The sequence below is a fragment of the Salinivibrio sp. IB872 genome (genome assembly GCF_001995345.1).
Classification (GTDB): domain Bacteria; phylum Pseudomonadota; class Gammaproteobacteria; order Enterobacterales; family Vibrionaceae; genus Salinivibrio; species Salinivibrio proteolyticus.
Map to the genome: position 1 here is coordinate 1 of NZ_MUFO01000044.1, position 26,406 is coordinate 26,406.

Here is a 26,406-nt window from a genome sequence, read left to right on the forward strand (position 1 = left end):
CCAATTTACTCTCACTGAACGCAGCGATTGAGGCTGCGCGCGCAGGTGAGCCCAATTTACTCTCACTGAACGCAGCGATTGAGGCTGCGCGCGCAGGTGAGCAAGGGCGGGGATTTGCTGTTGTTGCCGATGAGGTGCGCCAGCTATCGCAAAGGACCAGCTCTTCAACCAGCGAGATTGCTAATGTCGTTGAAAATAACCGTAGCTATATTGAGGCAATACTAATATCGATACAAGAAGCCCAAGGCACATCAGATACGGGGAAAGATAAAATCGAGCAGGTAGCGGCATCGATGGAAGAAATTGAGCGCGGTGCGCAGTCTGTCTCGTCGATGGCGACAGAGCTGATCCAACTGCAGCAATAAGAGGCTCAGGAGAAATACCGCAGTGCCTGGCTCTACACATGCTTGAGCCAGACACGCTCAGCGCGGTTTAGGATTGGCTGGAATGATCGTCCGAATCAAACTGCTTGATTAAAACAGAGGTATCACAGCGGCCAAACCCGCGCTGTTGAAGTTGTGCGTAATGCTGATCAACTTGTTGGGTGAGAGGGAGAACCACGCCTAATTTGGCGGCTTCGTCTAAACAAAAGCCAAGGTCTTTGCGCATCCAGTCAATGGCAAAACCGAAATCAAACTGATCGTCTGCCATGGTGTGGGCGCGGTTGCTCATCTGCCACGAGCCTGCTGCACCGTGCTGGATGGCGCTAATCATTTTGTCGATATCTAAATTGGCCGACTGGGCAAATGCGATCGCTTCTGACAAGCCCTGCAAAACGCCAGCAATACAAATTTGATTGGCCATTTTACAGCGCTGTCCACTGCCATGGGGGCCAATGTGCTGGCTTGCCTTGGCGTAAGCGCGCATGACGGGTTCAACACGTTCAAAAACGGATGGCTCACCACCAACCATAATGGTCAATGCGCCATTTTCCGCGCCTGCTTGTCCGCCCGACACAGGAGCATCTAAAAATTGGATACCCTGTCGGCCACAGACGTTGGCGAGCTCTAAGGCCAGTTCGGCTGATGTCGTGGTATGATCGATCAGCACACTGCCTTTTTTCATGTTGGCAAGTACACCTATATCGCCATACACGACACTGCGCACATCGTCATCGTTACCGACGCACATAAAAACAATATCGGCGTGAGCGGCAGCCTCCGCTGGTGTCGTACCGAAGGCCCCTTGATATTGTTCTGACCAGTGTTCTGCTTTGGCCGTTGTGCGGTTATAGACAGTGGTTGGAAAGCCATTTTTTTGTAGATGTCCGGCCATGGGGAACCCCATGACGCCTAGGCCAATAAAAGCCACGGAAGGAGTTTGAGTTGTCATATAGCATCCTTGTTGTTATATGAGCGATAATTTATCAGAAACTTAACCTGATTTGTTCCTTCAGATGATAATCTTGTACCATCACATTTTGTGTTGTAACACGGATTATTATGACAGCACCTCAATCTATCGCTTTAACCATTGCACACATCAACGACACCCACTCGCATTTTGAATCGACACCTGTTTCGCTGAGCTTGGATAGCACACAGACGCGTGTTTATGCGAACTGCGGTGGCTTTGCACGTATTGCATCTGCCGTTAAGCGTTTTCGTGCTGAGGCGGACCAGAAAGGCCACGCTTTCATGTTCTTGCATGCGGGGGATTGCTTTCAAGGTACCTTGTACTATTCCCTATTTAAGGGGCAAGCCAATGCCGATATGCTCAATCAGTTGGGCATTGATGCGATGGCAATCGGGAATCATGAGTTAGATCAGGGTAATGGTCCGGTTGCTGATTTTCTTGATCGTATTACCTTTCCCTTGCTGGCCGGCAATTGGCACGTTGCCAATGAAGCTGCAGACAAAGAAAAGCGCGTTAGTGAAAAGCCCGCGTTATTGCCGTATTTGCCCGAACAGAAACGCGCCAGCGTGATGATCAAGACGATAGCAGGGCGTAAAGTGGGTATTTTTAGTCTTGCGGTCGAGCAAATGGCTGCACTGGCTAACCCTGATCATGACACGCCCTTTTTGCCCGCGACAGAAATTGCTAAAAACACAGTGGCATACTTGCGTTTGCAAGGGGTCGGTACCGTGATCCTGCTCAGCCACTTAGGGTATGACAAAGATAAATCATTGGCTGAATCTGTCTCTGGCATTGATGTGATTGTGGGTGGGCACACCCACGTCCTGCAGGGTGATTTTCAAAACATTGGCCTCGACAACCAAGACCCTTACGGTTATCGAGTGAATGATACTTGGATTGTCCAAGCCGGTTGCCACGCTCAGGCAATTGGACGCTTTACATTAACGCTAGATGCTAAAGGGCGCCCGACCCATTTTGAGGGGCAAAACTATTTATTGTTAGGCCGCAGTTTGGCGATGGATGCGTCGCGTGAGCATAAACTGACCGCTTCTTCATACCAAGCGGCACGTGACTATTTGAACCAACAGCAAAATCTTCTGATTTTGCCGAGTGATCTCACCCTCAAGCAGTATTTGCAGCAAACTTATCGCCCTCGGGTAGCACAGTTAGAAAGTGACATTGTCACGTATGTCCCGCAGCGGTTGCGTCATGTTCGCGTGCCGGATCAGCAAGGCGGCAGTGATGTCGCGCCATTGGTGACGGAAAGCTTTCTATGGGCGGCGCGTGAACAGGGTATCGAGGCAGATTTTGCCATTCATAATGCCGGCGGCGTTCGGGTGAGCTTAAATGCAGGTCCGCTCTCTGCCGCACTTATCGCAGGTTCATTACTTCCGTTTGCGATTGATGTGATTGCGTATCGGGTAACTGGCGCGCAAATCCGCAATGCGCTGGAAGGTGCGATTAATAATGCCACGGATAATGGGGTGATTGGACTCGGTTCGGGCAGTTTTCCCTATTGTGCCGATCTGCGCTATCGCTATGAAGCATGGCAGCCAATGGGCGGGCGCATCACCCAATTAGACATTAAGCGCGGTCAGCACTGGATTGCGATTGACGATGAGCGCCAATACGTTGGTGTGTCATCTTCATATACCGCGCAAGGTAAAGAGGGCTACGATGCACTTCAAACCGGGCGTCGTCGCTCGATTGGTTTATCGATGGCGGAATGCTTCATGCAATACGCGCGAGCGCAAGATGTATTGCAGCTCCCTGATCAGCCTTTGGTGTGTTATCTCGCATCACCTCAGCAGGGCGAGAGCTGCTGGCAATCATAATCACTTACTTGGCCCATCCCTTGCTTACTATCAGATGAAGGGTAACCACGGCACTTTGTTGCCGCAAGGTTAAGTTTTCATCTCCATGGTCGATATGTATCTAGGAACGCAGTTTATCGGCACACGAATAGAAAGTGAGGTTCGTATGGAAATGCGTGATTGGTTCGATGTGGGTTTAATCACCTTTTGGCTACTCGCGTGGGCATCGTTAGTGTATTTCGTGCCCGTTATTTAAGCGAGTTATCCGTGGTGGCGTTGTGGGATGCGCGCTTTAAACGTACTCCCCAACGCACCAGTAACGGTTGTAAATAAATAGGTAGCTGAATGGCACCAATGAGGGGTAAAAATACCGGCCCCAATGCAGCGCCAGCTACTGTATAAGTGAGTAACACGTTACGATTTACGGCGGTGACTGCGGCAATCATGCTGGCTTCTTCCCCGTACCGCCGATAGATACAATACACAACTGCAAAGAAAAGCATGCATAATGCGACTGAAATTGCTAACAGCTCCAAGGCGTAACCGCTATCCATCTGCCACATAGCGCCAATCGGACCCACCAAGCCCAGTGGAAAGCTAAACACCAACACAATCGTGAACTGCGCCAGTTTTCCATGAATACGTTTTAACTTCTCAGGCTTAATCCATGCATGAAATAGCGCGGCCATCCCCATCGGACCAAAAATAAAGATCACGAGCCTTGCGATATAACTGTGTAAGTCGAGTGAGAACGCTTCGCCACTCAATAGGCTGAGGTTGATAAAGAGTACAATGGGCATTAGCAAGGTTGACGCAATGGTGTATGCCATGGCGATTAATGCGTCCATTTCTAATGAGCGAATAATGGCAGGTGTCGCGAATAACGAGCCAGTGGCACAGATCCCGCTGATCGCGAGTAGCATGTTATCGGAGGCGCCCAGTCCCCATGCAATCGTACAGGTGATGATGGTCAGAACCACGGCATGAACAAATGCGTAAAGCCAAACGCGCCATTGCCCGAGAGCCCTTACCAATAGGGACTGGTTGATCCCGAGTAAGGTAAATAACATTAATGCGAATAACACATAGGGCAGGTAGGGAAAAAGTGCCAATGAAAGGTGAGGAAACGCAAAACCGATTAAAGCGGCAATAAAAAGAAACAACGCAGAATGTCGAGCAAGAAATGCTAGCATGGACAGCACCCTAATCACATGTGTAACGGCAATGTTACCAGCTTTTTCCTGAAAGTGAGTAAAGTTTGTTCGTTTTCGTCGATTTATACGCAAAAAAGCCTGATATAGCATGTCTCAGAAGGCAGCTTCAGCAATCGATGTTGTTTAAAATCTGCCGTATCCCCCATTATTTATCCCTGCTCTTTGTTTAACCGAAAATTAACAAAAATCATTGCGGTGGATAGCCGTGTTTCGGATAAATAAAACTAATGCCTGGGTTGAATTATCATCAGTTTAGAATCTAAGTCACTGTTTCTATAATGCGCCGCGAGTGATTCAGAAAACAAAGCGAGGATCGTATGACAACTGTTACGGCAAACATGCCACGCACACGTCGATCTTACGCGGTGACAATCAAAGGACTGATCGCTCATGCCATGGATGTGTTGTTCACCAGCAACACCAATGCACATGCTTATGATGCAAGCCGTTTACCCGCACATTTGCAACGTGATATTGGCATAAACCGATAAGATGACCTGATAAAAATAAAGCGCCATATCATAACGGTATGGCGTTTTTTTTTTGTTCTATCGCGACGGTTAACGTAAAGAAACCGGTGCGCGACTAGTACTTTGGCTTGGATCATGGCAGGTTAGCTATTGACGCTAAACGTATTTTAATGGAGCGACAAACACAATGGGATGGTTTTCTAAATTATTCTCACGAAACGATGCCTCTTGCAAGGCATCAGCCCCAACAGTGACCCCGACTGAGTACAAAGGCTATCTAATTTATCCCGAAGCAACGCCAGAAAACGGGCAGTACCGAGTGTGTGGGCGAATTTGCAAGCAGCAGGGACAAGAAACGCTCACGCATCAGTTTATTCGCTCAGATTTATTGGGGAATCAGGAAGATGCCAACAGCTTGATGCTAGTCAAAGCCAAAATGATGATTGACCAGAATGGCGATCGCCTATTTTGACCTTACTTCTGGCATGGGCTTCTGCGCCATACCAAAACTAATGCATAAATATTCGAAACAAAAAAAGATAAAATGTAGTACTGATCACATTTACACCAGAATTGCGATCCTTGCCCTGTGGTGATTGTCGCTCAAACTCGTTAAGTTAGTGATGTTGCGTTGCTAAGCATCGGACGCTGACAACAGACTGCACCCACGTCGCACGTGCCTTATGTGGTGCTTGCGGCGTTATTTTTTATCGATTTTTCGCAGTCTTTATGGGTTTTATCAAGGTATGCCTTTTTTTGTCAGTATTATGCCTACAGGTGCTTGATATTTGACCTGTGGTTCGTTACAAAAAATTTCTCATAAGCCAATAGTCAGGGAATAGCTATGCAGATTGGTGTTCCAAAAGAAAGGCTCGTTAATGAAACGAGAGTTGCTGCGACACCAAAGTCGGTGGAGCAGTTGATAAAACTCGGCTTTGAAGTAGCAGTTGAAAAAGGCGCTGGGGAGCTAGCGAGTTTTGAAGATACTGCCTTTGAGCAAGCCGGGGCGAGTATTGTCGATACCGAAGCCGTTTGGCAATCGGATGTCATTTTTAAAGTGAATGCACCGGGTGTGGTTGAAGAAACCGGTCAAGACGAAATTGCGCTCATTAAAGAAGGAGCGACGCTAGTTAGCTTTATCTGGCCAGCGCAAAATGAAGACTTGTTGACGCGTTTGGCGGCTCGCAAAATCAATGTGATGGCGATGGATGCGGTGCCAAGGATCTCTCGTGCACAATCGCTGGATGCGCTAAGTTCGATGGCCAACATTGCCGGTTATCGCGCGGTGGTCGAAGCCGCGCATGAGTTTGGCCGTTTCTTCACTGGACAAATCACTGCGGCAGGTAAAGTGCCACCTGCGAAAGTCTTTGTTGCGGGCGCTGGCGTGGCCGGGCTTGCCGCCATTGGTGCCGCAGGTAGCTTGGGGGCGATTGTCCGTGCGTTTGATGTACGCCCTGAAGTGAAAGAACAAGTCGAAAGTATGGGCGCCGAGTTTTTAGAGGCTGACTTTAAACAAGACAATGCAGACAGTGGCGACGGTTATGCCAAAGAAATGTCTGATGAGTTTAATAAAGCTGCCGAAAAACTCTACGCTGAACAAGCGCAAGATGTCGATATTATTATCACGACCGCGCTCATCCCCGGCAAACCTGCCCCGAAACTGGTGACCAAAGAGATGGTCGACAGTATGAAACCGGGTAGCGTGATTGTTGATTTGGCCGCTGCAAACGGCGGCAACTGCGAATACACGGAAAAGGATAAAGTGATCACAACACCCAACGGGGTGAAAGTGATTGGCTACACCGATATGGTAGGCCGCTTACCGACGCAGTCATCACAACTGTATGCCACCAACTTGGTTAACCTCACTAAACTTCTTTGCAAAGAGAAAGATGGCAATATCGCCATTGACTTTGAGGATGTGGTGATCCGTGGCGTGACCGTCATCAAAGAAGGTGAAGTTACATGGCCTGCGCCACCGATTCAGGTCTCGGCGCAACCTAAAGCAGCACCCAAAGCCGAGCCGACGCCAAAAGCCGAGCCTAAGAAAACCTCTCGTGCAACCAAATATGGTTTAATGGCCGCGGCCGCTGGGGCATTTGGTTGGATTGCGAACTATGCGCCGAGCGAGTTTCTTTCCCACTTCACTGTGTTTGTTTTGGCCTGTGTGGTCGGCTACTACGTGGTCTGGAATGTCACTCACGCACTGCATACACCATTGATGTCGGTGACCAATGCGATTTCCGGGATTATTATTGTGGGCGCATTACTGCAAGTCGGACAAGGCATTGGGTTTGTCACCTTCCTCGCATTCATAGCCGTGTTGATCGCGAGTATCAATATATTTGGCGGCTTTACTGTTACAAAGCGCATGCTTGAAATGTTCCGTAAAGGATAAGGAGAAACAATGTCTGAAGGATTGGTACAAGCTGCGTACATTGTATCGGCGTTGTGTTTTATTCTGAGTTTGGCTGGGCTGTCCAAGCAAGAATCAGCGCGGGCCGGCAACTATTACGGTATTACCGGGATGGCGATCGCGTTAGTCGCGACGATTTGGGGGCCTGAAGTACAGGGTGTTGGCTGGATTATTCTTGCTATGGTTATCGGTGGTGCGATTGGTATTTATTATGCCAAGCGTGTTGAAATGACCGAAATGCCTGAGCTGGTGGCTATGCTACATAGTTTTGTGGGTCTGGCTGCGGTATTAGTGGGCTTTAATACCTATATTGATCATCCACCATTGACCGGTGCGATGCTTAATATCCACTTGGTTGAGATTTTCCTCGGTGTATTTATCGGCGCGATTACCTTCACCGGTTCAATTGTCGCTTTTGGTAAACTCCGTGGTGTGATTTCTTCTAAAGCCTTGATGCTGCCGCACCGTCACAAGTTGAATCTAGCCGCGGTTGTTGTCTCGTTCTTGTTGCTGATTAGCTTTGTGAATGCGGAAGGGTCAACGGCAGCACTGTTGATTGTAACCGTTATTGCGTTAGCGTTCGGTTATCACCTTGTAGCCTCGATTGGTGGTGCAGATATGCCGGTCGTGGTGTCGATGCTTAACTCCTACTCAGGCTGGGCGGCTGCCGCCGCAGGCTTTATGCTAGCAAACGATCTGTTGATCGTGACGGGTGCGCTGGTAGGTTCGTCGGGTGCGATTCTGTCGTACATCATGTGTAAAGCTATGAACCGTTCGTTTATCAGTGTGATTGCGGGCGGGTTTGGTTCTGATGGCACGGCGTCGTCCGGTGACGAAGAGATGGGCGAGTACCGCGAAGTGACCGCCGAAGATGTTGCTGAGATGCTGAAAGACTCAAAAAGCGTCATTATCACTCCAGGCTACGGCATGGCGGTTGCTCAGGCGCAGTATCCCGTCTATGAAGTGACCGAGAAGCTTCGCGGGATGGGTATTGACGTACGTTTTGGTATTCACCCTGTCGCGGGCCGTTTGCCTGGCCACATGAACGTATTGTTAGCCGAAGCGAAAGTCCCTTATGACATCGTGTTGGAAATGGATGAAATCAACGATGATTTCCCTGAAACGGACACTGTCTTGGTGATTGGCGCGAACGATACGGTTAACCCTGCCGCGACCGAAGACCCGTCAAGCCCGATTGCAGGTATGCCTGTGCTTGAAGTGTGGAATGCACGCAACGTGGTGGTATTTAAGCGTTCTATGAATACCGGCTATGCTGGGGTGCAAAACCCGCTGTTCTTTAAAGAGAACAGTGCGATGTTGTTTGGTGATGCGAAACAAAGCGTTGAGGCAATATTTAAAGCGCTTTGATTGGCAAAAAGCATCAATATAGGTATAAAGAGTCAGCGAAGGCTGGCTCTTTTTTTTTGGCGAGAGGGGTCACGTTGGCTTGCGGTGTCATCGTTACCGATTGCTTTCATCGTGTGTAATAGGCCGAACTTACATTGCACTGACATTTTATTTACGTTGGGTGATAAGCTTGCAACTATGCGAATCCTGCTGTTAATGACTCTGGCGCTTATGGCGCTGCCAACGAGTGCTGCAAGCTCTTTCTCTGAACAAATGACAGCGTTCAGAGCACAGCTATTGCTTGCCGATCCGGTGGCGCGATATAACCTCATTGGCATTAACCGCGCCTTCCCCAAGGTCTTACTCAGTCCCGACAGTTTATTGCCGCAAACCGCTAATTACCCGCTTAAGGATATTCGTCGCTTGTACCAAGCCGCACAAAAGTGCCAAGGGCCGTGGCCTGTACACCCCAAAGTGACTGAGCCTTTAGTGTTCACGCGAGCCATGTGTAATCATACCCAGTTGCCGGTTGCTTGGTTTTCCCGTTCAGGGTTTATCCATCCTGGAGGAGGCAGTTATGCGGCGAAATATGTCGAACAATTTCCGTCTCGGCGCAGTGAGCTGACCCGTTTTTTTCATATTCAAGAACGGCCAACGGCACAGCCGGATACTTGGTTGGGGCGGTTACAGCGTATGGATACTGCTGCTGTTGAAGCGCTGAATAGTGGTGCGAAATCGTTACTCAGTAGTGATGAAATGTGGGTTCGTGTCGGTAGCTATTATCACTTGTACCCTTCGACACAATGGCAGCCATTATTAGCAGAGTTTGATTTGCGTTTGTCCGCGATGGGCGAGCAAGATTTTTGTTTGGCGCGCGTGGGAAACATTTGTTGGAATGAAGAAAAAGCGCCGACGTATTGGCCCTATTTAGTCGGTGCCTTGATTGTTATCAACCTTGCGGCGCTCGGAGGTTGGGCATTTAACCGTTGGACTGTTCAGCGTCGGTTGATGCAAGAGCGGATGCTGGTGCTACAGATCCTCACCCACGAACTGCGTACGCCGATTGCCAGCCTCTCAATGACGGTAGAAGGGTTTAGGCGCAAGTTTGATACCTTGCCTGAGTCATTTTATGACGAGTTTCGGCGCTTGTGTGAGGATGCACGTCGCTTAAAGCAGTTAGCGGAAGCGAGCAAAGACTATTTACAGTCCAACCAGAAACCGTTGAATAAAGAGACGATCCCTTCACTAAAAGAATGGTTGGGGTACATCTGTGACGAGCACAATGTCACTATGTATGTCTCGCAAGATGGCGCCGTCAGTGCCAATGTGTATTGGCTAGCAACCTCATTGAACAATTTGATCGCTAATGCGGTCAAATACGGTGTGGCACCGGTTGAAGTGCGCGCACAGGTATTGTCAGATCGTTTTACGATCGCGATTCAGGATCAGGGCGACCTGACTGCCAAGGACTGGAAACATATTCGTAAACCCTTTGTTAGTCAAAGTGGCTTAGGCCTCGGACTAACTATCGTGGAATCTATGATTGAGCGGATGGGGGGTAAGCTAAGCTTATCGGGCCCGCCCACTACATTTACTTTGGAGATTCATTGTGACGCAAGCGACGTTACTTCTGGTTGAAGATGATGCCAACTTGGCTGATGGCCTACTTGCCAGTTTAGAGCAGGCCGGTTACCGCTGTTTATACGCCGATAGCGCGACAAAAGTGGCAGAGCTATGGCGTGATGCAGACTTGGTGATCCTCGATCGCCAGTTACCCGAAGGCGACTCAATTGATTGGTTGCCTGACTGGAACAAGCTCAAAACGGTGCCTGTGATTTTGCTGACCGCGATGGTCTCCGTGCGTGACCGTGTCGGCGGCCTTGACTCTGGCGCCACTGACTACATCACCAAACCTTTTGCTGAAGCAGAATTGCTGGCACGTATTCGTGTTCACCTGCGCAACCCTGTTGGTGAAGTCGATGCATCCAGTGATGAAATTGTTGTCAACGATGTGCGCATTGATACTGCAAGTCGCGCAGTAATGTGTGGCGAACAAGAAGTGGTACTGACACGAACTGAGTTTGATTTGCTCCACTTTCTAGCTAAAAATGCGGGACGAGTGTTCACACGGGATGAGCTACTGGATCAGGTTTGGGGCTACAACCATTACCCGACCACGCGCACGGTCGACACGCACATTTTGCAACTTCGCCAAAAGCTGCCCTCAGTCAATATTGAGACATTGCGTGGCGTTGGCTATCGCATGAAAGCATAATGCGTTTACGGCTCACGCACGGTTTATTCGCTGCTGCCTTGATAGCAGGTGGTACCCAAGCGGCTTGGTTTGATGGCAATGATGCCTTGACCAGCGCCCATCAACGCCTGCTGGAAGGGAACACAGCAGGCAGTATGGATGCCATGATTGAAGCCTGGCAGCAGCCAAATCTATCCGCGTCGCGTCAGCAACACTTGGCGCAGCTGCTTGCGTTGGCGATAACCGAAGATTGCGGGCGGAGCTTGAGTCAGCAGACGATGCCAGATTGGCTGAGCAATTTATCCCTGCGCCGTGAAACGGTGCAGACGACCAGCCGTGTCTATTATCGCTTGCAAGTTCGTGGGGAATCTCAGCCCGGTATCGCCCGTTTTTCGCTTAAACATTGGCCTGATGAAACCATTATTTCGCAGCGTTTGAGTGGTCAAAACCAACACCAGTGGTTGCTAGAGCAAGATGGCCTTTCCGAACCAATGAAAGAAGGGCTCTATCAGCTTGAGGTGACGTCAGTGGAAGGAGAAACATGGACCAGCTGGTTATTGATGACTCAGCCTCAACCTTTACAAAAAATCAGTTGGAAAGACACGCGAAGTTGGCGGATAGCCCCGCCTGACAGCTTAGACTCCACCTGTCAGCGCCCGTTTCTCACGCTCAACCTCTATCCCCACAATCAGCCAGATGGTGCACCGATATGGTCGGTCGAAAAGCACAAACGCCTGCCCACGACGTTGCCAGTGCTGGATGTACCGAACGGCCAGTATTGGTTTAGTGTGGCGCTGATTGAAAGACGCTGGCAAGGTGCGTTGTCTGTTGAGGAAGTACAGCGAATTGGCCGGGCGATTGATTTACCGGATTTGGATCCGGATGCGCTTCGCGCAATAAAGCCCGATTGACCAAGGTGTTACACGGCTTAAACCTGATATTGTTCACATCTTTTGACCTTACTTGATCGCGCTGATCGCCAAGCCGCTACGCTCTTTAGATAAAACGAAGAGGAAAGCGAGGCAACCTAATGCACGATAAAAAACACCTACTTGTGCTTGCACTTGCAGCATGCTCAGGGTCTGCAGTGGCAGCGACCAATCCTACCGATGCGCGAACAAATGCGATGGGTGGGGCTGCAGTTGCGGCAGGCGACTACTTATCTGCAGGATTTCACAACCCTGCCTTGGCGGCACTTGACCCTGACAGCGCATTTGGGGTGCTTTTCCCTTATCTTGGCGCAGAAGTGCGTGACCCAGATAAGCTCATGGATGATTTAGATGATATCTCTGATGCGTACGATAACAACGACCTAACGGCCGCGCAGCAAGCGATGCGAAATGCGCAGGGTGATCAGGCGCACTTGGATGCAGGGGTCGGTGCAGCCGTGGGGATCCCAACTGGCTCTATCTCTGCGACACTCTTTACCTCAGGGATCATTGAAGGTGCAGTCCTACCGGATATTAAAGACAGCGACATTACCACACCGTCGATTAACCCCAGCTCGACCGCGACCATCGTTGCCGTGGGTGTGGGTGAGCTGGGTGTTGCGCTTGCATCAAACGTGGAAATTGCCGGTCAACGTATCGCGGTGGGTGTCTCCCCAAAATTACAACGTATCACAACTTATAACTATGGCGTCTCGGTGGATTCTTATGACACCGATGACTGGGATGATAGCCGTTACCGTGAAGAAGATAACGGCTTTAACATTGATGTCGGGGCGGTGTGGCAGACTGGTCCTTATCGCGTCGGCTTGGCCGGTAAAAACCTGATCAGTAACGATGTGGACACAGTGACAAGCAGTACAACGGGTCACAGCTTTACCTATGAGGTAGGGCCACAGTTTACGCTTGGCTCGGCGTTTGTCTCCGACTTTGTCACCATTGCCGGCGATATCGACTTAAACAAGAGCAAAGGGTTTAAAGGCACCCTGAATATTGACGATGATACCCAGTTTTTCCGGATCGGGGCTGAATTTGATGCCTTTGGCCATGCCCAATTACGCACTGGTTATCGCGCGGATATGAAAGATAACGTTGAAGACGCATTTACTCTGGGTCTAGGCTTGTCACCCTTTGGGGTGGTCAACGTGGATATCGCGGCGAGTATCATTGATAGCAACAGCTATGGGGGCTCAGCCCAACTCGCATTTACTTTCTAAGCTCGCGGTGTCGAAAAGTCGATGACAACGTAAAAGGCAGGCCCTAAAATAGCCTGCCTTTCTAATAGATGAGCGTATTTATGTTCGACGGTATTACATTGACGCATGATGAGCAGCAACAGGCTGCAGAGCGTATTCACGCTTTGATGGCACAGGGCATGAGTAGTGGTGAAGCCATCATGAAAGTCGCGGCAGAGATCAGAGCACAAGCAGCGGCGGCCTCAGCGTCTGAAGAGTAAGAAAAAGCAGCAGAATATGCTGCTTTTTTATTTACAATTCACCGGATCCCTGATTTATTTAATAGTAGAGAGGTCAAGGGAGTCGGGGATGAGTCACGCGGTCGAACAAGCAAGAGAGTGGGCACGAGTCAGGCATGCGCTGCAACGATATGGTGCGCAGCCTTATCGCTGCCATCTCGATCATGTAGAGCGTATTGCTGCACCATATGGTGAAGACGCACGTATTGTCGCTCAGTTGCATGATATTCTTGAAGACACCGCCACGCGTGTCGAAGAGATCGCCGAACGCTTTGGACCAACGATAGCGCGAGCGGTTATGCTGGTGACCGATCCGCGCAAACCGACCCGACATGAGAGAAAGCGGGCACTCAACCAGCGTTTGATCGCACTGGATCCTGGCGATGACGCCGCATGGCTTGCCCTGATTGTTAAAACCTGTGACCGTCTTGCCAATGTGATCGCAAGCAGTGAGCACAGTCCACCGCGTTTTCAGCAATACCAACGAGAGCATGGCGGCTTTCGGGTGGCCGTATATCGACCTGGTCTATGTGACAATTTATGGACGGAGTTAGATGGGCTGATTGATGCCGGCCAGCAAGCCGACCGGCATCCCGATCACCAACTTCACGCTTCGATATCGTAGATAGTCGGAATAGGTTGACGTTTGTGCTGGGTGGCTTGATAAACCTGAATGATCTTCTCTTTAACCGCCTCATCGACGGGCTTGCCTTCTAAGAAGTTATCAATTTGCTCATAGGTCAGCTGAAGCGCGTCTTCATCAGCTTTTTGCGGTGACAACTCCTCCAAATCCGCGGTCGGGACTTTATTGACCAACACCTCTGGCGCACCCAGTGCCGCAGCCAATTGGCGCACTTGTCGCTTGCTTAATCCAAATAGAGGAGCAAGGTCGCAGGCACCATCACCGTACTTGGTATAGAAACCAGTAATGTTTTCCGCAGAATGATCGGTCCCAATCACTAATCCCTGAGTTAGTCCAGCAATCTCGTATTGAGCGACCATGCGAGCGCGTGCTTTGACGTTACCTTTGACGAAATCAAGGGTGCCTTCGTTATCGGGTAACAGATCCACCGCCGCGACGGCATCTAATACCGCACTGTGCGTGCCATCAACACCGGGTTTGACATTGACCGTGACCGTCTTGCTTGGCTTGATAAAGGATAATGCCAATTGCGCTTCGTCTTCATCTTTTTGCACGCCATAGGGCAAACGCACCGCGATAAATTGATAGTGATTGCGGCCGATCTCTTCGTTCAATTGCTCAACGGCTAGCTGGGCTAATCGACCACAAGTTGAAGAATCAACGCCGCCGCTAATACCTAATACCAGGCTGCGTGTTCCCGAGCGGGTGAGCATGGTCTTAATGAAGTGAATGCGGCGTGTAATTTCTGCTTGTGGATCGATAGAAGGTTGAACGCGCATTTCTTCGCGGATGTGTTGTTCCATGTTGTGTTCCTCTTGATTTCGCTTGCATGCGACCGACGTGATGATTCTTATTGGGTTTATTGTGCATGATCTCGCAAAGCTTGGGTATAGCTACGCCAAGATTAACCGTTATCACTGGTTACGAGATAGCCAATACATCGATCCGCTTCGCCGATGGTCGCGCAATCAGGCAGATACATGTAAACTTCGTGGCAAAGAGGAATGATATGACTGAAAAAATTGCCATTTTTGGCAGCGCGTTTAATCCGCCCACACGCGGGCATGCTTCTGTTATCGAACAGTTGACGCATTTTGATCGTGTACTGCTGGTACCAAGTTATAAGCATGCGTGGGGAAAATCGATGGCCTCGTTTGAACAGCGTTGCCAATGGGTTGATGCCTTTATTCACGATTTGAACATGCCGCAGGCCACCTGCTGTCGCCTTGAAGCAGAGCTGGGTAAAAATGGTGACGCTGTCACAACTTATATGTTGCTGACCGCGCTGCAGGCACACTATTGCCACGCCGATCTGACTTTCGTCGTCGGGCCAGATAACTTATTAAAATTCGGCCAATTTGCGCACAGTGAGCAGATCCTGGCGCGTTGGTCTGTGCTAGGAATGCCAGAATCCGTCAATGTACGCAGTACGTATATCCGCGATCGGCTGGCAAAAGGGCTGCCAGTCGACGACTTGACGACCCCAAGTGTTGCTAAGCAACTCAGCGATACAGCATTCTCGTTCTCTGATTAAGCGAGTACAGCTTGATATTCGTCGGATAGCGCAAGGGCGGTATCGTAAGATAGCCCAAGCGACGTTGCTGCAGCTTCCAACTTGTTGCCGGATTTGAGCTGCGCCCTTAACTGGCGGACGGTGAGGTACTCGCACAACGCTGAATAGGTAAGCTGAGTGCAGGCCTGGAAGGTAAAATGCGCGTTGTCACCTTCGAGAGGCCGCCCAGCATTCGCTTGATCAACACAGGCCGCTACACATTGATAGCTAGCGTCCTTTGCGATTGCGGGTGATAGCGTCACCAGCTGATCGAGCAGTACCCCATGCAGGCGACGCGTTGCCGGAGTGTTTTGGTTCGCGCCGGATAACGGATCAAGTGCTGTGAGTCCGGCATGCAATAATGCGCTGGGTATCACGTGGCCCGTAGACTGAGGAAGTGACACCGTCACTCTAGGCGATACCGTTAGCTGATGTAGGCTGGTGTGTGGCGTGATCATCAGTGCGTATAGACAATCAAACGGAAGCCAAAAGCCTTGGCCAGCGTACACGGGAATATCGTGTTTACCGAGACGAACGAGAACTAAACCGATTTCTACGTATAAGAAAGTGGCGGTATGGCGACGCTTTCGCGGGGTAAGCACGAGGCGATCTTGGTGATAGGCGGTGTATTCGCTGGTGTACTTCATGTCTGGCTCTCATTTTTACAAGCCGGCAATGTTGAGCACTTTTAAACAAGAGGTCAAGCCCCAATATGATTGAGGGAACTCATGAGTACAGTATAGGTCTGACCTCCAACCTCTATAAAATGTCGCTGGATTAACTTTGAATCCTTGTTTGACCGCGTAGAATGGCGCGGTTTTTATCAAATGAAACGGAAAAACGTGCAAACAGTTAACGATCCTTACCAAGACATCCGCCCTTATCATGATGATGAGGTACCTGCAGCGATTCATCGCTTGATCCAAGACGATGAATTTATCAATGCGATCTTATCCTATCGTTATCCTCATGCTTCGGGCCCGCTAGGGTGGTTACTTAAGCCCGCACTTAAACTTTACCTCACCCAAAAGTGGCGCAACATTAAAACTGTACAAGACGTACAGCTGCATGTCGCGAGTTACATGCGCAAGATGATCAAAACATCATGTGACAACGTCACTGTTTCGGGGGTCGAGCATCTTTCGCCGGATAAAGCGTATCTCTTTGTCTCTAACCATCGTGATATTGCGATGGATCCCGCGCTGGTCAATTGGTGTTTGCATCAGCAAGGCTTAGATACAGTGCGTATCGCGATTGGTGATAATCTATTGCGTAAACCCTGTGCGACCGAGCTGATGAAGTTAAATAAGAGCTTTATCGTCAAACGCTCCGCCAGAGCGCCGCGTGAAATGATGAAATCGCTCTCTCAGCTGTCGGCGTACATACGCCATTCATTAGATGAAGGCCAGTCTATCTGGATTGCTCAGCGTGAAGGGCGTGCAAAAACAGGATTAGACATGACCGATCCTGCCATCCTCAAGATGTTCTACATGGAAGGGCGCAAAAACAAGCAATCCTTTGATGAGTACATGCAGGCGCTAAATATCGTGCCGGTGGCCATCTCATATCAAAATGATCCTTGCGACTTAGACAAAGCGACTGAGCTAGATGCCGTCAATCGTTTGGGCGCTTATGAAAAGAGTGAATTTGAAGATATTCAAACCATTGTAAAAGGCATTGTGGGGCAGAAGCGTCAAGTTCATGTCGCCTTCGGTGCGCCCGTGACGGTGTCACAAGCAACACCAGAGACGCTAGCGTCAGATATCGATCGCCAAATTCACTGTTTGTATCGACTTTACCCTGCTAACTATATCGCTGCGGGGGAAGCGCATGACAGTGTTACCGCCGAAGAGCGCGCGCTGTTTGAACAAAAGTTGGCGCAAGCACCTGAGGCAGCGCGCGATTATATTCGTCAGATGTACGCGAACCCGGTGATCAATGCGCAACGTGCCGCCAGCGATCAAGCGACGATATCGATAAATTAAGAGTGACAATGTCACTTATTGCTAGCGTGAAGGCGATCCCACACGGGCGGATCGCCCACTTCTTCGAGCATAAAGTCGATAAACTCGCGCACTTTAGGGGCTAAATGTTTGCGGCGAGGATAGACGATATAAATCGGGAGCGCGAGGCAGGGATGCCAGTCTGGTAAGATCTCAACCAGCTCACCTTTTTGAAGTTCATCATCGAGGAGGTAGGTCGCTAAATAGGCAATCCCCATCCCCGCTTTTACAGCTTCAAGCACGGCAGGGGCATTATTGATGTTGTAGCGGCCCGATACGCGAACGACTTGCTCATTGCCTGCTTTATTGAATGGCCATTTATCATAGCTGCGTTCGCGACTTTGATAGGTGATACAATCATGATGCCTCAAATCACTTAATTGACTTGGTGTTCCTTGCCGAGCTAAATAGTCCGGCGAGGCAACCAGTTTAAATTGGCAATCTGCGAGCTTGCGAGCCACCATTCCCTCTGGCGGTTGTTCATGGATCGCGACCCAGCAATCATAGCCTTCTTCAACCAGATTAGGGCGATGATCAAAGAGTGTAATATCGAGATCGAGCGCAGGGTACTTTTGCCGAAATGTGGCAAAACTGCGAGTGATCAATGTGTTACCAAATGACTGTGCGACACCGATACGTAATTTACCTGTTACTTCGTCACGATAACCTGCCACCATGGCTTCCGCTTCGTCTAGCGTTGCCATAAGTTGCGCACCATAGTCGGCGTATTGTGCCCCGATTTCCGTGAGCGACACAGAGCGCGTATTCCGCTGCACCAATTGCACTCCCAACCTGTCTTCCAAATAACGCACTTGCTTGCTGACTTGGGATTTTGAAATCCCTAACCGTTCTGCTGCACGGGTGAAGTGTTGTTCTTGAGCCACGGTAGCCAAAACAACAATTTGTTGGAGGTGATCAAGCATTACTTACGCTTCCCTGAAAGTTGATAGCCAGAAGCGTACCACAGTTCAATCCAGCTCGGGAGAGCAGGGTATCATTTAGTGACACTGTCACGTCATAGTTAAGATACTCAAAGTGACTATTGCACTTATTTCATAAAATACTATCCAAACGTGACAGCCCACCAACTGCCAAAATCGTTTATCGCTTCAATCTTTATATGGCTAACAACGTATTCACCTATCGCCTTCCTGTCATCCACAACAAAAAAATAAATATTTATCAATCATTTAGGTTTATTGTTTGTCAATATAAACAATGGATGGTGTGAATTGTAAGCACTTACTACAGTGCTGTAATTTAATTACAGTTAGAGAGTTACTGGGAATAATTATCAACTATTTATTAATTATATTCATTTAATGAATCGATGATATCTGTTTATATTCATGGGCTAACATGGATAGAATTCAGGCTGGAGGTGGACATGATCGAATTACTCAAGCAGTTTTTTATCTTGGGCTGTATGTCATTTGGTGGCCCTGCGGCGCATATCGGTTATTTCGAGCGCGTTTTTGTGAAAGAGAAGCAGTGGCTGAGTGCAGAGACGTTTGCGTCAGGTTTAGCGATCAGCCAGTTTTTGCCGGGACCAGGTAGTAGTCAGCTTGGCATGTATATCGGCTATCAGCGCGCTGGTTATTTGGGGGCATTGGGGGCATTTGTCGCGTTTACGTTGCCTTCTTTCGCGTTATTAACCGCAGCAGCGATGTTTAGCAGCAGCAATGATACGGCGGGTTGGATAAGCACACTGATTAGTGCGGCTAAGTTATTGGCTGTGGTTGTGGTGATTGACGCGACAATATCGATGGGGCGAAAATTCATCCATTCGTTCACTACAGCGGTGATTGCAATTGTCACCACGGTATGGCTACTAGTGTCGCCGTCTGGCGTTGTTTACCAAGTACTCCCCATCTTACTCGCTGGCATGWTCGGTGCTATTGGTTTTAAACAAACCAGTGTTCAGGCGGCTTCGATATCGATGGAGCACGCGCAACGGCGCAGCGGGATCATTCTCAGCCTGTTTGGGTTTTTACTCACGGTTCCTTGGCTTTTCAATAGTGTCCTGCCGGTACAAGTATTCAACCTGTTCTACCAAGCGGGAAGTTTTGTATTTGGCGGCGGTCATGTGGTGCTGCCGTTGTTAGAGCCCATTGTGGGTGACGTTGTCACAGACTCTGCATTGATTGAAGGCTACGCCGCCGCACAATTAGTGCCAGGTCCGATGTTTACCATGGCCAGCTACCTTGGCGCGACGGTTGAAGGACTATCGCCAATATGGGGCAGTATTATCGCCACAGTCGCAATCTTTTTACCTGGCGCGTTATTGATGTTTGGTGTATTGCCCGCGTGGGAGGCCGTTAAATCGCAGCCTAGATTAGCGGGGGGCATTATCATGATTAATGCCAGTGTTGTCGGCCTCTTAGCGGCAGCGCTTTATCAACCCGTATGGGTATCGGCGTATAGCCAGTGGGCTGATTTAATCCCGATAGTCGTTGGCTTAGTTGCACTCATTAAATGGCGATTATCGGTTTTTTGGGTGCTGTTAATGATGATTGGTTACCAGTGGTTCTTTTGATGCCTTCCAGCCCGATATGAGTTCGGGCTTTATTTTACTCCCTTAATGCACTATAACTTTATATGTTAATTACAAGTTCAACATACTATCTGGTGGGCAAAGATATCTCAGTTACCAAAGCAACAAGTATCACACCATACGGTGTTTAGATGTGGTGGGCAGAAAGTGCGGTGCCCCAAGCGGTTATAACTCTTGGGGCGATTGTTCGTGGAGATATCCTTTATAGCGAGTATTGCCATGTCTGGCGACTGCCGGTTTCCGATGCACGTTGAGCAAGTTCAATCGCGTAAATTACCTTAGTCGCTGATTCGGCGCTCACCGGGGAAGGGCGTTGATGTGTGATCGACTCTGCCAGTAAAGTAAAAAGTTGCTGGTATTGGCCAGTATGTAATGGACAAGTCATTTTAGTGACGCTGTCACCTTTCTCTAGTGTTGCTTGATGCGACTGAGTACCAAAGTTTTTGTCCAATATGGACATGGCTGCACGCAGTTGGTCTTCTTGAATATCTAACCCGTCGCAAGAGAAAGTTGCCTTTTCGCCGTGTACCGTAAAGCGCTCTGTGGTACCTGACCGATATGGGCTAGAGTTCAATATCACCTCGCTATCTGGGTAATGCAACGTGAGCTGAAAATAGTCAGTTGTTTGGCAGCCCGGGCGCAAAGCGCGACATTGTGCCGAAATAGCGTTTGGGTCTCCAAGCAGGGTTAGTGCTTGATCAATCAGGTGCGAACCTAAATCGAAAAGAATACCAGCCCCTTCGCCAGGCAGTTCTCGCCAACGTTGCCTTACTTCTGGGCGATAGCGGTTAATGCTTGAATGCATGACTTTAATATCACCAAGCTCATCGTTTTCTAGCAGCGATTGGAGAGTCAGAAAGTCGCCATCCCAACGGCGATTATGGTAAGGACAGAGGGTTAGGCCTTTTTCATCCGCCAATTTTGCCAGGGCAAGGCCGTCTTCACTGCGCGTGACAAATGGCTTTTCCACCAGAACATGGCAACCGGCTTCGAGTGATTGGCGTGCGTGCTCATAATGCAGATGATTGGGTGTGGTAATGACGACCAAATCAGGACTTTCATGCTCAAGCAGCGTATTGAGATCTGCGTAGCATGTCGCTTGGGGTAAATGTAGCCTGACGTTCTCGGGCTTACTGGAGACAACGGCCGTAATATCAAACTGCGACATCGCGTTAAGAAAAGGAAGATGGAATGTGTTGGCAGAAAAGCCGAAGCCAACCAATGCGGTTTTAATCATGAATAAACCCAAAATGGACGGTGTTTGGTTAAACCCTATAGAAAACCTCAAGGATGATCAATTGGCGCGCTCGACAACATCGATTATGCTAGTGCAATCAAGACTGAACGTAATCATTCATAGTCACTAGCATCTTAAACGTACCCTTAACTGGTTGTAAGCAAAGCTTAGTGACTACGAGCTAAAGAGACATTTTAGCTTTGGTAAATAGTGACATTACAACTTTGCGCCTACAATTAAAGTGCGCATTATCTGCCCTTTATGGTAAATATAAGTCCCTGTATATAAAAGAAAAAGTAATGCATAGCCCGAGACCAACTTGATTATAAAAGAGTTGGTTATAAAAGCTATGAATAGAAAAATAACGCAAAACTACATTTTTAGACGTTTTACATGTGGACTATCTATCGAAGACACCGCGAAACCATCATGCCTAACAAAGTGCCACTACACTGGAAGATGAGTGGTAAGCAGCTCATCATGCCTAACAAAGTGCCACTATCCCCCCATCAAATTTCTACAGCTGCTTACATCCTGAAGCTGGCACCTAATGAAGAACACAAAGCTGCATTGCGATTGCTCAAGTTCGCGAGGGTATTAAAGCGGTACGCGAGGTAAGTGTAGAGAGAAATAGCATACGCCAGAGCATACAGAGCGTTCGCTTTGGTCTAGCAGGGCGGAGGTGGTCGGTGGTTCTGTTGGTGTATGTATCTGTATCGGGCGATTAGCTCTAGTGCTTCTTTCTACTGATGCAAAGCGCCCTTATATCACTCGCACTTTTCACTATGGCTCGCAAAATTGAGCCTCTTAAGTGCGAGTGATGGCTACGTGTCTTGATTCTGAGAATAGCGCGAGCATGATAAAAGCGTATACGACAATAATTAATCCTAAATCTCTCCTTAGCCGCATTAGTTGCGGCTCTTTTTTTCTGATACTCACAAATTAGCGCCACACGCAAAGTTTAGAGTTTTCTAAATCCCCTTTTTTGATATTCGAAAAATAATAAGTATATTTTCTTGAAATTTACGCGCAATGCGCGTAATATTGGTATTAAAAGTTAAGGAGAACATCATGTATCACACTAGCCCAAACAAAATAGAATCAGGATCAATCAACAACAACGGCGTAGCAGGTAGCTGCTTGTTTTTTTCTGATGATGTATACGTGATGACTGCAAGCAATTGTTATTATGTATATGAAGCTGATTTTGATTGTGTTCGCGCTTCACAGCTTCATGATGAAGAAATCATTTCTGAAATCGCCGAGTATTTTAACTGCGATTTAGAACTTGCTGAATCTCTTTTAGATGCAAGTGAAAATGAGTGGCAACAAGAGTTTGAGTGTGATGCTGAGTCGTCTTGGTGGCTCCAAGGAAAGCGTGGCGAATGCGCTGTAAAAATGGGTTTCGACGGCTGTGAAGACGAAGACGAGCAAGGGACTGTTTATATCATTCCGATGCTCGGTCGTGAAGATGAATTGAAGTTAGCTGAGGTAGTAAATGGATAATCCAAAAACATCAGAAATAGTATCTCTGAGAGAATCTTTGCAACTTTCTAACAGTATCGGAATTACAGCAGCTCAAGATAAATGCGCTGACATGCTACACACAAGCAGACGAGCGTGGCAGCAATGGGAAAAGGGTGATCGCAAGATGCACCCTGCATTTTGGGAGCTAATTAATATTAAGTGCGCAATGCACACACCAAAAAGTTAGTAATACTCACTCTTTTCCGAATACCCGTTTTTTTTTAATCAAAAACGCCATGTGCCCACACCAAACGGCGCGATATTCTCAGTCATGCTTAAAAGCTGCATTTTCTACCTCAATTTCTGCCTTTAACTTTTTTAATTCATCAATAGCGCCGTCGTAGTAAGCATCGATAATGCGCTCCTGATAGCTGTTGTCATCATCGCAGCCAAATTTATCGGCTGAATACTGTACATTTAATGCAGCAATGCGCGAATCAATCCGTTTTATAATGTCGCTCATAATGGGTACCTTTGTTGCTGAATGTGTGTTTAATGTATCGTGCGATTCGCACGAAATGTACCAAGAATTACTAATACGTCTAACAAACCTAGGCTAACTCTACTTGAATCAAAATCTTCAAATCCCGTGTGGTCTCWGTGTCRTTYTTGGAGCGRAACAGGGTGCCGATGAGGGGGATGTCGCCCAGAACGGGGACTTTCTGAACCATGTTGCTYTTYTCYTGRCTGACTGCGCCGCCAATCATRATGGTTGTCCCAGGGCGAATGTCGAGAGTRGTTTGCAAGGTGCGGTTTGACGTGACAATGTCACTTGCTTTTACTGTGCCGTCTACRCGGCTAAGTTCCTGATAGACGTTGATTTCGATTTTGTCTTTGTTGAACACGTARGGCGTCACGCGCAGGATTARTCCAATGTCTTTCCGTTCAATGGTGGTGAAGGGTTTGTCGCTRTTTTCGTCGTTGTATGAGCCYGTSACRAACGGGACGTTTTGACCMACGGAGAGTTGGCCCGTTTGCTGATGCTTWATCARAAGACTGGGCTTYGAGTGAACAGAGACACGCTCACTGCCGCTTAAAAACTTCACGTAAGCGTCAAAGTTCAGTGAGTTGTAAAACACGCCCGCAAGCTCGGAGAATACGTTGCTCCCGTTTTCTGCTTGGGTGCTGAATGTTGCATCACCCATCTTGGCCACAAATGCCGTGTTGATCTCCTCCATGTCTGTATCAATCGTTTCGAATATCACTGCACGTACAAGCACTTGCTGCGGGACGTAGTCCAGTGATTGCACCAGCGTTGCAAGTTCACTTTGCGCAGAACGGGGCGCTGTGACCATCACACCACGACCATTTAAGACAGATTGCGCGACAAACAGGTCGGGTACGCCGAGGCGGGTAGCGTATGACTGGAATGCCGTGTTAAGTGATGTCAGCACTGAATCGGCTTTGACGTTGATGAGGCGGTAAACCTTGGTCGTGATGTTGTCTTCGGGTTTGAGTCGGTTTTTGCGGAATACGCGAATGATGTCTTTGTTTTCTTGATACGCAAGGCCGTTTGCGCGGATGACATAGAAGAACACATCACGAAAGTTTGCCGCTCGACCGATGTTGTAGATTTTGACATCGCCGTCGATGGATGGGGACGTCACAATGGTTTTGCCCATGACGTCACTTGCCATGATGAAGAACTGGTCGAGGGTTTTACCCTGTATGTTACTGATAAGCTCCGACGCGGGCGCCTGACACGCGCAGAGCATGAGTAGGGCGACCATTATCCGTTTCATCTTTGCGGAATACGCGAATGATGTCTTTGTTTTCTTGATACGCAAGGCCGTTTGCGCGGATGACATAGAAGAACACATCACGAAAGTTTGCCGCTCGACCGATGTTGTAGATTTTGACATCGCCGTCGATGGATGGGGACGTCACAATGGTTTTGCCCATGACGTCACTTGCCATGATGAAGAACTGGTCGAGGGTTTTACCCTGTATGTTACTGATAAGCTCTGAGGCGGGCGCCTGAAACGCGCAGAGCATGAGTAGGGCGATCATTATCCGTTTCATCGTGTGCGTTCATCCTGATTCTTGAAGTAGTTAAAGGTGCCGAACTGGGCAATGTTGAGACATTCGGAGTGTGAGACGCTGTAGCGCGTGCCTTGCTGGGTGTAGCACTTGCACGACATATCAACCGCGTAACAAAACAGCTGGGGAATATCGAGCTCACCGCGCGCGATACGGTCGTCAAAGACGGGAGCGGTGAAAGGCAGAGCGTCAACGCGGGGCGTGAACAGCTTAAAGTCTGTGTTTGCGAGGCTGTTATCCGAGAGGGTTGCCGTTTCTGAGTGAGTGACGGTGTCACCGTTTGCGGTCTCGGGTGTGTCACTGGTGAACTTGTTAACGAGAAACAAGATACCCGCTGCCATTGCACAGAACGAGAATGCAGCGACGTACAGCGCGAGTTTTACTTTGCGCGGCAGTTTTGGTTTGTGAGTGTGGAGGACAGCGGATAAGTACACACCAAAGAAGCGTTTGTCTTTAGTGATTTTCTTGGAGCCCAATCGCCAGAGCGCTTTGCTGTCGTCCGTTGGAATGAGTTTGTGATCTTCCCAAACCTTGAGATATTTCAGGCCGTAGTTGAGGTAATGTTTGTGATTACCGATACGGCGGCGAATAAACACATCACAAWCACGAAAGTCTTGTGAGATAAGGACTAAATCAAAGCCTTTGTGGCGATGGGTTGCGTACTCCTCAACGGCTTTTGGAACACTCGCCCCCGCGCTCCTCGTTCCCCAGATATCCTGAATTTCGTCAATGACAATCACCGATTCGTGGGGGAGTTCATGCCATTTGTGCGGGTTGTCGAATTGGATCCAATGCAGGTTTAAATGCTCGACGTGCGCGAACGTGAGTTCATGCTCGGGGATTTCAAGCATGGTGCACACGTCGCGAATTTTCGTCAATGACAATCACCCCCGCGCTCCTCGTTCCCCAGATATCCTGAATTTCGTCAATGACAATCACCGATTCGTGGGGGAGTTCATGCCATTTGTGCGGGTTGTCGAATTGGATCCAATGCAGGTTTAAATGCTCGACGTGCGCGAACGTGAGTTCATGCTCGGGGATTTCAAGCATGGTGCACACGTCGCGAATCTCTTTGAGAGCACAGGCGGGGTAGCAACGCTTAATCCATTTGAGCCACAGCGCGAACGGTTGGTGCTTTTCGTATTCGTTGGCAAGGAACGGGAAGTCGCTTAGCTCTGCATAGCGGTCTTCTTTGTGTATGCGTTTTACTTTTTTGTGTATGAGCTGGTTGTCGGTCGATGGCATGAACACACCATAGAACCAGCCCTTAAAGCTATTGCACACGTCATAGTCAAAGAACAGTAGCGGCACGCCGTGGTAGTAGCGTTGGCGTCCCTGAAACACGCTTTCTTCGCAGGTGAATTTGACTGCATTGAGGGTTTTGCCGGCACCGGGCAAGCCACTGAATCCATAGAGCATGATTAACCACCAAAGGTTGTGGGTTTGCGCCAGCTGGAACGGTAAGAACGCGCACCGGACAAGCCTTTGTATGTCGTTGTCCAGACCAGCGTTGAAATAATGATGTTTAAGCCCTTGTCGAGACCGAGCAGGCCAAGGA

Annotated in this window: 27 protein-coding genes; 16 read left to right on the forward strand and 11 right to left on the reverse strand. The window is 48.9% G+C overall.

Going from position 1 to position 26,406, the window contains the following annotated elements:
* A partial coding sequence (locus BZJ18_RS14255) for a methyl-accepting chemotaxis protein (protein ID WP_274532570.1) occupies nucleotides 1-365 on the forward strand: 365 nt, incomplete at its 5' end.
* A 67-nt stretch (nucleotides 366-432) separates the two neighbouring features.
* On the opposite strand, the gene BZJ18_RS14260 is transcribed toward BZJ18_RS14255, so the two are convergent.
* On the reverse strand, nucleotides 433-1,332 hold the full coding sequence (locus BZJ18_RS14260) for an NAD(P)-dependent oxidoreductase (protein WP_077457726.1): 900 nt from the start codon (nucleotides 1,330-1,332) through the stop codon (nucleotides 433-435).
* 110 nt (nucleotides 1,333-1,442) lie between these two features.
* Between BZJ18_RS14260 and BZJ18_RS14265 the strand changes: the two genes are divergently transcribed.
* Complete coding sequence (locus BZJ18_RS14265) at nucleotides 1,443-3,191, forward strand: bifunctional metallophosphatase/5'-nucleotidase (RefSeq protein WP_077457728.1); 1,749 nt, start codon at nucleotides 1,443-1,445, stop codon at nucleotides 3,189-3,191.
* 227 nt (nucleotides 3,192-3,418) lie between these two features.
* Here the strand turns inward: BZJ18_RS14265 and BZJ18_RS14270 are convergent, their stop codons facing one another.
* Nucleotides 3,419-4,363, reverse strand: a complete 945-nt coding sequence (locus BZJ18_RS14270; RefSeq protein WP_198532249.1) for a hypothetical protein — start codon at nucleotides 4,361-4,363, stop codon at nucleotides 3,419-3,421.
* A 338-nt stretch (nucleotides 4,364-4,701) separates the two neighbouring features.
* Between BZJ18_RS14270 and BZJ18_RS17390 the strand changes: the two genes are divergently transcribed.
* The 10 genes from BZJ18_RS17390 to BZJ18_RS14315 all read left to right on the forward strand — a co-directional run bounded on the left by BZJ18_RS17390 (nucleotide 4,702) and on the right by BZJ18_RS14315 (nucleotide 13,917).
* Nucleotides 4,702-4,875: a hypothetical protein gene (locus BZJ18_RS17390; RefSeq protein WP_167315127.1), complete on the forward strand. Its 174-nt coding sequence runs from the start codon at nucleotides 4,702-4,704 to the stop codon at nucleotides 4,873-4,875.
* A gap of 166 nt (nucleotides 4,876-5,041) precedes the next feature.
* Nucleotides 5,042-5,326, forward strand: coding sequence for an HlyU family transcriptional regulator (locus BZJ18_RS14275; protein WP_077457730.1), 285 nt, complete (start codon nucleotides 5,042-5,044; stop codon nucleotides 5,324-5,326).
* Nucleotides 5,327-5,698: 372 nt separating this feature from the next.
* Nucleotides 5,699-7,252: a Re/Si-specific NAD(P)(+) transhydrogenase subunit alpha gene (locus tag BZJ18_RS14280; protein WP_077457732.1), complete on the forward strand. Its 1,554-nt coding sequence runs from the start codon at nucleotides 5,699-5,701 to the stop codon at nucleotides 7,250-7,252.
* A 9-nt stretch (nucleotides 7,253-7,261) separates the two neighbouring features.
* Complete coding sequence (gene pntB / locus BZJ18_RS14285) at nucleotides 7,262-8,638, forward strand: Re/Si-specific NAD(P)(+) transhydrogenase subunit beta (RefSeq protein WP_077457734.1); 1,377 nt, start codon at nucleotides 7,262-7,264, stop codon at nucleotides 8,636-8,638.
* A 210-nt stretch (nucleotides 8,639-8,848) separates the two neighbouring features.
* The gene (locus tag BZJ18_RS14290; RefSeq protein ID WP_241824984.1) at nucleotides 8,849-10,255 is read left to right on the forward strand and encodes an ATP-binding protein; all 1,407 of its coding nucleotides are present in this window, start codon (nucleotides 8,849-8,851) and stop codon (nucleotides 10,253-10,255) included.
* Complete coding sequence (locus BZJ18_RS14295; protein WP_077457738.1) at nucleotides 10,227-10,892, forward strand: response regulator transcription factor; 666 nt, start codon at nucleotides 10,227-10,229, stop codon at nucleotides 10,890-10,892. The genes BZJ18_RS14290 and BZJ18_RS14295 overlap by 29 nt, the downstream gene beginning before the upstream one ends.
* Nucleotides 10,892-11,782, forward strand: coding sequence for a DUF2861 family protein (locus BZJ18_RS14300; protein ID WP_077457740.1), 891 nt, complete (start codon nucleotides 10,892-10,894; stop codon nucleotides 11,780-11,782). The genes BZJ18_RS14295 and BZJ18_RS14300 overlap by 1 nt, the downstream gene beginning before the upstream one ends.
* A gap of 119 nt (nucleotides 11,783-11,901) precedes the next feature.
* Entirely contained in the window at nucleotides 11,902-13,035 is a 1,134-nt protein-coding gene (locus BZJ18_RS14305) for a conjugal transfer protein TraF (RefSeq protein ID WP_077457742.1), read from the forward strand.
* Nucleotides 13,036-13,115: 80 nt separating this feature from the next.
* Entirely contained in the window at nucleotides 13,116-13,274 is a 159-nt protein-coding gene (locus BZJ18_RS14310; RefSeq protein ID WP_077457744.1) for a YoaH family protein, read from the forward strand.
* An 88-nt stretch (nucleotides 13,275-13,362) separates the two neighbouring features.
* Nucleotides 13,363-13,917 carry an HD domain-containing protein gene (locus tag BZJ18_RS14315; protein ID WP_077457746.1) on the forward strand — a complete coding sequence of 185 codons (555 nt, stop codon included), beginning with the start codon at nucleotides 13,363-13,365 and terminating at the stop codon, nucleotides 13,915-13,917.
* On the opposite strand, the gene nadE is transcribed toward BZJ18_RS14315, so the two are convergent.
* The gene (nadE, locus tag BZJ18_RS14320; protein WP_077457748.1) at nucleotides 13,899-14,738 is read right to left on the reverse strand and encodes an ammonia-dependent NAD(+) synthetase; all 840 of its coding nucleotides are present in this window, start codon (nucleotides 14,736-14,738) and stop codon (nucleotides 13,899-13,901) included. The two genes, BZJ18_RS14315 and nadE, sit on opposite strands and share 19 nt — an antisense overlap.
* 206 nt (nucleotides 14,739-14,944) lie before the next feature.
* Here nadE and BZJ18_RS14325 point away from each other — a divergent pair, with 206 nt between their 5' ends.
* Entirely contained in the window at nucleotides 14,945-15,469 is a 525-nt protein-coding gene (locus BZJ18_RS14325; protein WP_077457750.1) for a nicotinate-nicotinamide nucleotide adenylyltransferase, read from the forward strand.
* Here the strand turns inward: BZJ18_RS14325 and BZJ18_RS14330 are convergent.
* Nucleotides 15,466-16,134, reverse strand: coding sequence for a hypothetical protein (locus tag BZJ18_RS14330; protein WP_077457752.1), 669 nt, complete (start codon nucleotides 16,132-16,134; stop codon nucleotides 15,466-15,468). The two genes, BZJ18_RS14325 and BZJ18_RS14330, sit on opposite strands and share 4 nt — an antisense overlap.
* 195 nt (nucleotides 16,135-16,329) lie before the next feature.
* Between BZJ18_RS14330 and BZJ18_RS14335 the strand changes: the two genes are divergently transcribed.
* Nucleotides 16,330-17,472: a 1-acyl-sn-glycerol-3-phosphate acyltransferase gene (locus BZJ18_RS14335; RefSeq protein ID WP_077457772.1), complete on the forward strand. Its 1,143-nt coding sequence runs from the start codon at nucleotides 16,330-16,332 to the stop codon at nucleotides 17,470-17,472.
* Nucleotides 17,473-17,483: 11 nt separating this feature from the next.
* Here the strand turns inward: BZJ18_RS14335 and BZJ18_RS14340 are convergent, their stop codons facing one another.
* The gene (locus BZJ18_RS14340) at nucleotides 17,484-18,413 is read right to left on the reverse strand and encodes a LysR family transcriptional regulator (protein WP_077457754.1); all 930 of its coding nucleotides are present in this window, start codon (nucleotides 18,411-18,413) and stop codon (nucleotides 17,484-17,486) included.
* A gap of 464 nt (nucleotides 18,414-18,877) precedes the next feature.
* Here BZJ18_RS14340 and chrA point away from each other — a divergent pair, with 464 nt between their 5' ends.
* On the forward strand, nucleotides 18,878-20,026 hold the full coding sequence (gene chrA, locus BZJ18_RS14345) for a chromate efflux transporter (RefSeq protein WP_077457756.1): 1,149 nt from the start codon (nucleotides 18,878-18,880) through the stop codon (nucleotides 20,024-20,026).
* Nucleotides 20,027-20,246: 220 nt separating this feature from the next.
* On the opposite strand, the gene BZJ18_RS14350 is transcribed toward chrA, so the two are convergent.
* Nucleotides 20,247-21,281, reverse strand: a complete 1,035-nt coding sequence (locus BZJ18_RS14350) for a Gfo/Idh/MocA family oxidoreductase (protein WP_077457758.1) — start codon at nucleotides 21,279-21,281, stop codon at nucleotides 20,247-20,249.
* A gap of 1,071 nt (nucleotides 21,282-22,352) precedes the next feature.
* On the opposite strand from BZJ18_RS14350, the gene BZJ18_RS14355 reads away from it, so the two are divergent.
* On the forward strand, nucleotides 22,353-22,787 hold the full coding sequence (locus BZJ18_RS14355) for a hypothetical protein (protein WP_077457760.1): 435 nt from the start codon (nucleotides 22,353-22,355) through the stop codon (nucleotides 22,785-22,787).
* Nucleotides 22,788-23,073: 286 nt separating this feature from the next.
* On the opposite strand, the gene BZJ18_RS14360 is transcribed toward BZJ18_RS14355, so the two are convergent.
* The 5 genes from BZJ18_RS14360 to BZJ18_RS14375 form a co-directional block, all read right to left on the reverse strand.
* A complete protein-coding gene (locus BZJ18_RS14360) occupies nucleotides 23,074-23,271 on the reverse strand; it encodes a hypothetical protein (RefSeq protein WP_077457762.1) in 198 nt (65 codons plus the stop codon).
* 88 nt (nucleotides 23,272-23,359) lie between these two features.
* On the reverse strand, nucleotides 23,360-24,538 hold the full coding sequence (locus BZJ18_RS14365) for a type II secretion system protein GspD (RefSeq protein ID WP_198532250.1): 1,179 nt from the start codon (nucleotides 24,536-24,538) through the stop codon (nucleotides 23,360-23,362).
* Nucleotides 24,480-24,818 (reverse strand): hypothetical protein, encoded by a 339-nt coding sequence (locus BZJ18_RS17325; protein WP_158011295.1) that lies wholly within the window; start codon nucleotides 24,816-24,818, stop codon nucleotides 24,480-24,482. Before BZJ18_RS17325 ends, BZJ18_RS14365 begins: the two co-directional genes overlap by 59 nt.
* A gap of 8 nt (nucleotides 24,819-24,826) precedes the next feature.
* Complete coding sequence (locus tag BZJ18_RS14370; protein ID WP_198532251.1) at nucleotides 24,827-25,726, reverse strand: zonular occludens toxin domain-containing protein; 900 nt, start codon at nucleotides 25,724-25,726, stop codon at nucleotides 24,827-24,829.
* On the reverse strand, nucleotides 25,692-26,267 hold the full coding sequence (locus tag BZJ18_RS14375) for a hypothetical protein (RefSeq protein WP_077457768.1): 576 nt from the start codon (nucleotides 26,265-26,267) through the stop codon (nucleotides 25,692-25,694). The genes BZJ18_RS14370 and BZJ18_RS14375 overlap by 35 nt, the downstream gene beginning before the upstream one ends.
* Between the last annotated feature and the right edge of the window lie 139 nt (nucleotides 26,268-26,406).

What these genes read in the sequence shown, in the direction of transcription:
- BZJ18_RS14375 (WP_077457768.1), bottom strand. Translation starts at nt 26,267, where the DNA reads ATGCTCTATGGATTCAGTGGCTTGCCCGGTGCCGGCAAAACCCTCAAT.
- BZJ18_RS14305 (WP_077457742.1), top strand. Translation starts at nt 11,902, where the DNA reads ATGCACGATAAAAAACACCTACTTGTGCTTGCACTTGCAGCATGCTCA.
- pntB (WP_077457734.1), top strand. Translation starts at nt 7,262, where the DNA reads ATGTCTGAAGGATTGGTACAAGCTGCGTACATTGTATCGGCGTTGTGT.
- BZJ18_RS14340 (WP_077457754.1), bottom strand. Translation starts at nt 18,413, where the DNA reads ATGCTTGATCACCTCCAACAAATTGTTGTTTTGGCTACCGTGGCTCAA.
- BZJ18_RS14280 (WP_077457732.1), top strand. Translation starts at nt 5,699, where the DNA reads ATGCAGATTGGTGTTCCAAAAGAAAGGCTCGTTAATGAAACGAGAGTT.
- BZJ18_RS14290 (WP_241824984.1), top strand. Translation starts at nt 8,849, where the DNA reads ATGGCGCTGCCAACGAGTGCTGCAAGCTCTTTCTCTGAACAAATGACA.
- BZJ18_RS14265 (WP_077457728.1), top strand. Translation starts at nt 1,443, where the DNA reads ATGACAGCACCTCAATCTATCGCTTTAACCATTGCACACATCAACGAC.
- BZJ18_RS14330 (WP_077457752.1), bottom strand. Translation starts at nt 16,134, where the DNA reads ATGAAGTACACCAGCGAATACACCGCCTATCACCAAGATCGCCTCGTG.
- BZJ18_RS14360 (WP_077457762.1), bottom strand. Translation starts at nt 23,271, where the DNA reads ATGAGCGACATTATAAAACGGATTGATTCGCGCATTGCTGCATTAAAT.
- BZJ18_RS14315 (WP_077457746.1), top strand. Translation starts at nt 13,363, where the DNA reads ATGAGTCACGCGGTCGAACAAGCAAGAGAGTGGGCACGAGTCAGGCAT.
- nadE (WP_077457748.1), bottom strand. Translation starts at nt 14,738, where the DNA reads ATGGAACAACACATCCGCGAAGAAATGCGCGTTCAACCTTCTATCGAT.
- BZJ18_RS17325 (WP_158011295.1), bottom strand. Translation starts at nt 24,818, where the DNA reads ATGATCGCCCTACTCATGCTCTGCGCGTTTCAGGCGCCCGCCTCAGAG.
- BZJ18_RS14310 (WP_077457744.1), top strand. Translation starts at nt 13,116, where the DNA reads ATGTTCGACGGTATTACATTGACGCATGATGAGCAGCAACAGGCTGCA.
- BZJ18_RS14300 (WP_077457740.1), top strand. Translation starts at nt 10,892, where the DNA reads ATGCGTTTACGGCTCACGCACGGTTTATTCGCTGCTGCCTTGATAGCA.
- BZJ18_RS14350 (WP_077457758.1), bottom strand. Translation starts at nt 21,281, where the DNA reads ATGATTAAAACCGCATTGGTTGGCTTCGGCTTTTCTGCCAACACATTC.
- BZJ18_RS17390 (WP_167315127.1), top strand. Translation starts at nt 4,702, where the DNA reads ATGACAACTGTTACGGCAAACATGCCACGCACACGTCGATCTTACGCG.
- BZJ18_RS14270 (WP_198532249.1), bottom strand. Translation starts at nt 4,363, where the DNA reads ATGCTAGCATTTCTTGCTCGACATTCTGCGTTGTTTCTTTTTATTGCC.
- BZJ18_RS14260 (WP_077457726.1), bottom strand. Translation starts at nt 1,332, where the DNA reads ATGACAACTCAAACTCCTTCCGTGGCTTTTATTGGCCTAGGCGTCATG.
- BZJ18_RS14355 (WP_077457760.1), top strand. Translation starts at nt 22,353, where the DNA reads ATGTATCACACTAGCCCAAACAAAATAGAATCAGGATCAATCAACAAC.
- BZJ18_RS14325 (WP_077457750.1), top strand. Translation starts at nt 14,945, where the DNA reads ATGACTGAAAAAATTGCCATTTTTGGCAGCGCGTTTAATCCGCCCACA.
- BZJ18_RS14275 (WP_077457730.1), top strand. Translation starts at nt 5,042, where the DNA reads ATGGGATGGTTTTCTAAATTATTCTCACGAAACGATGCCTCTTGCAAG.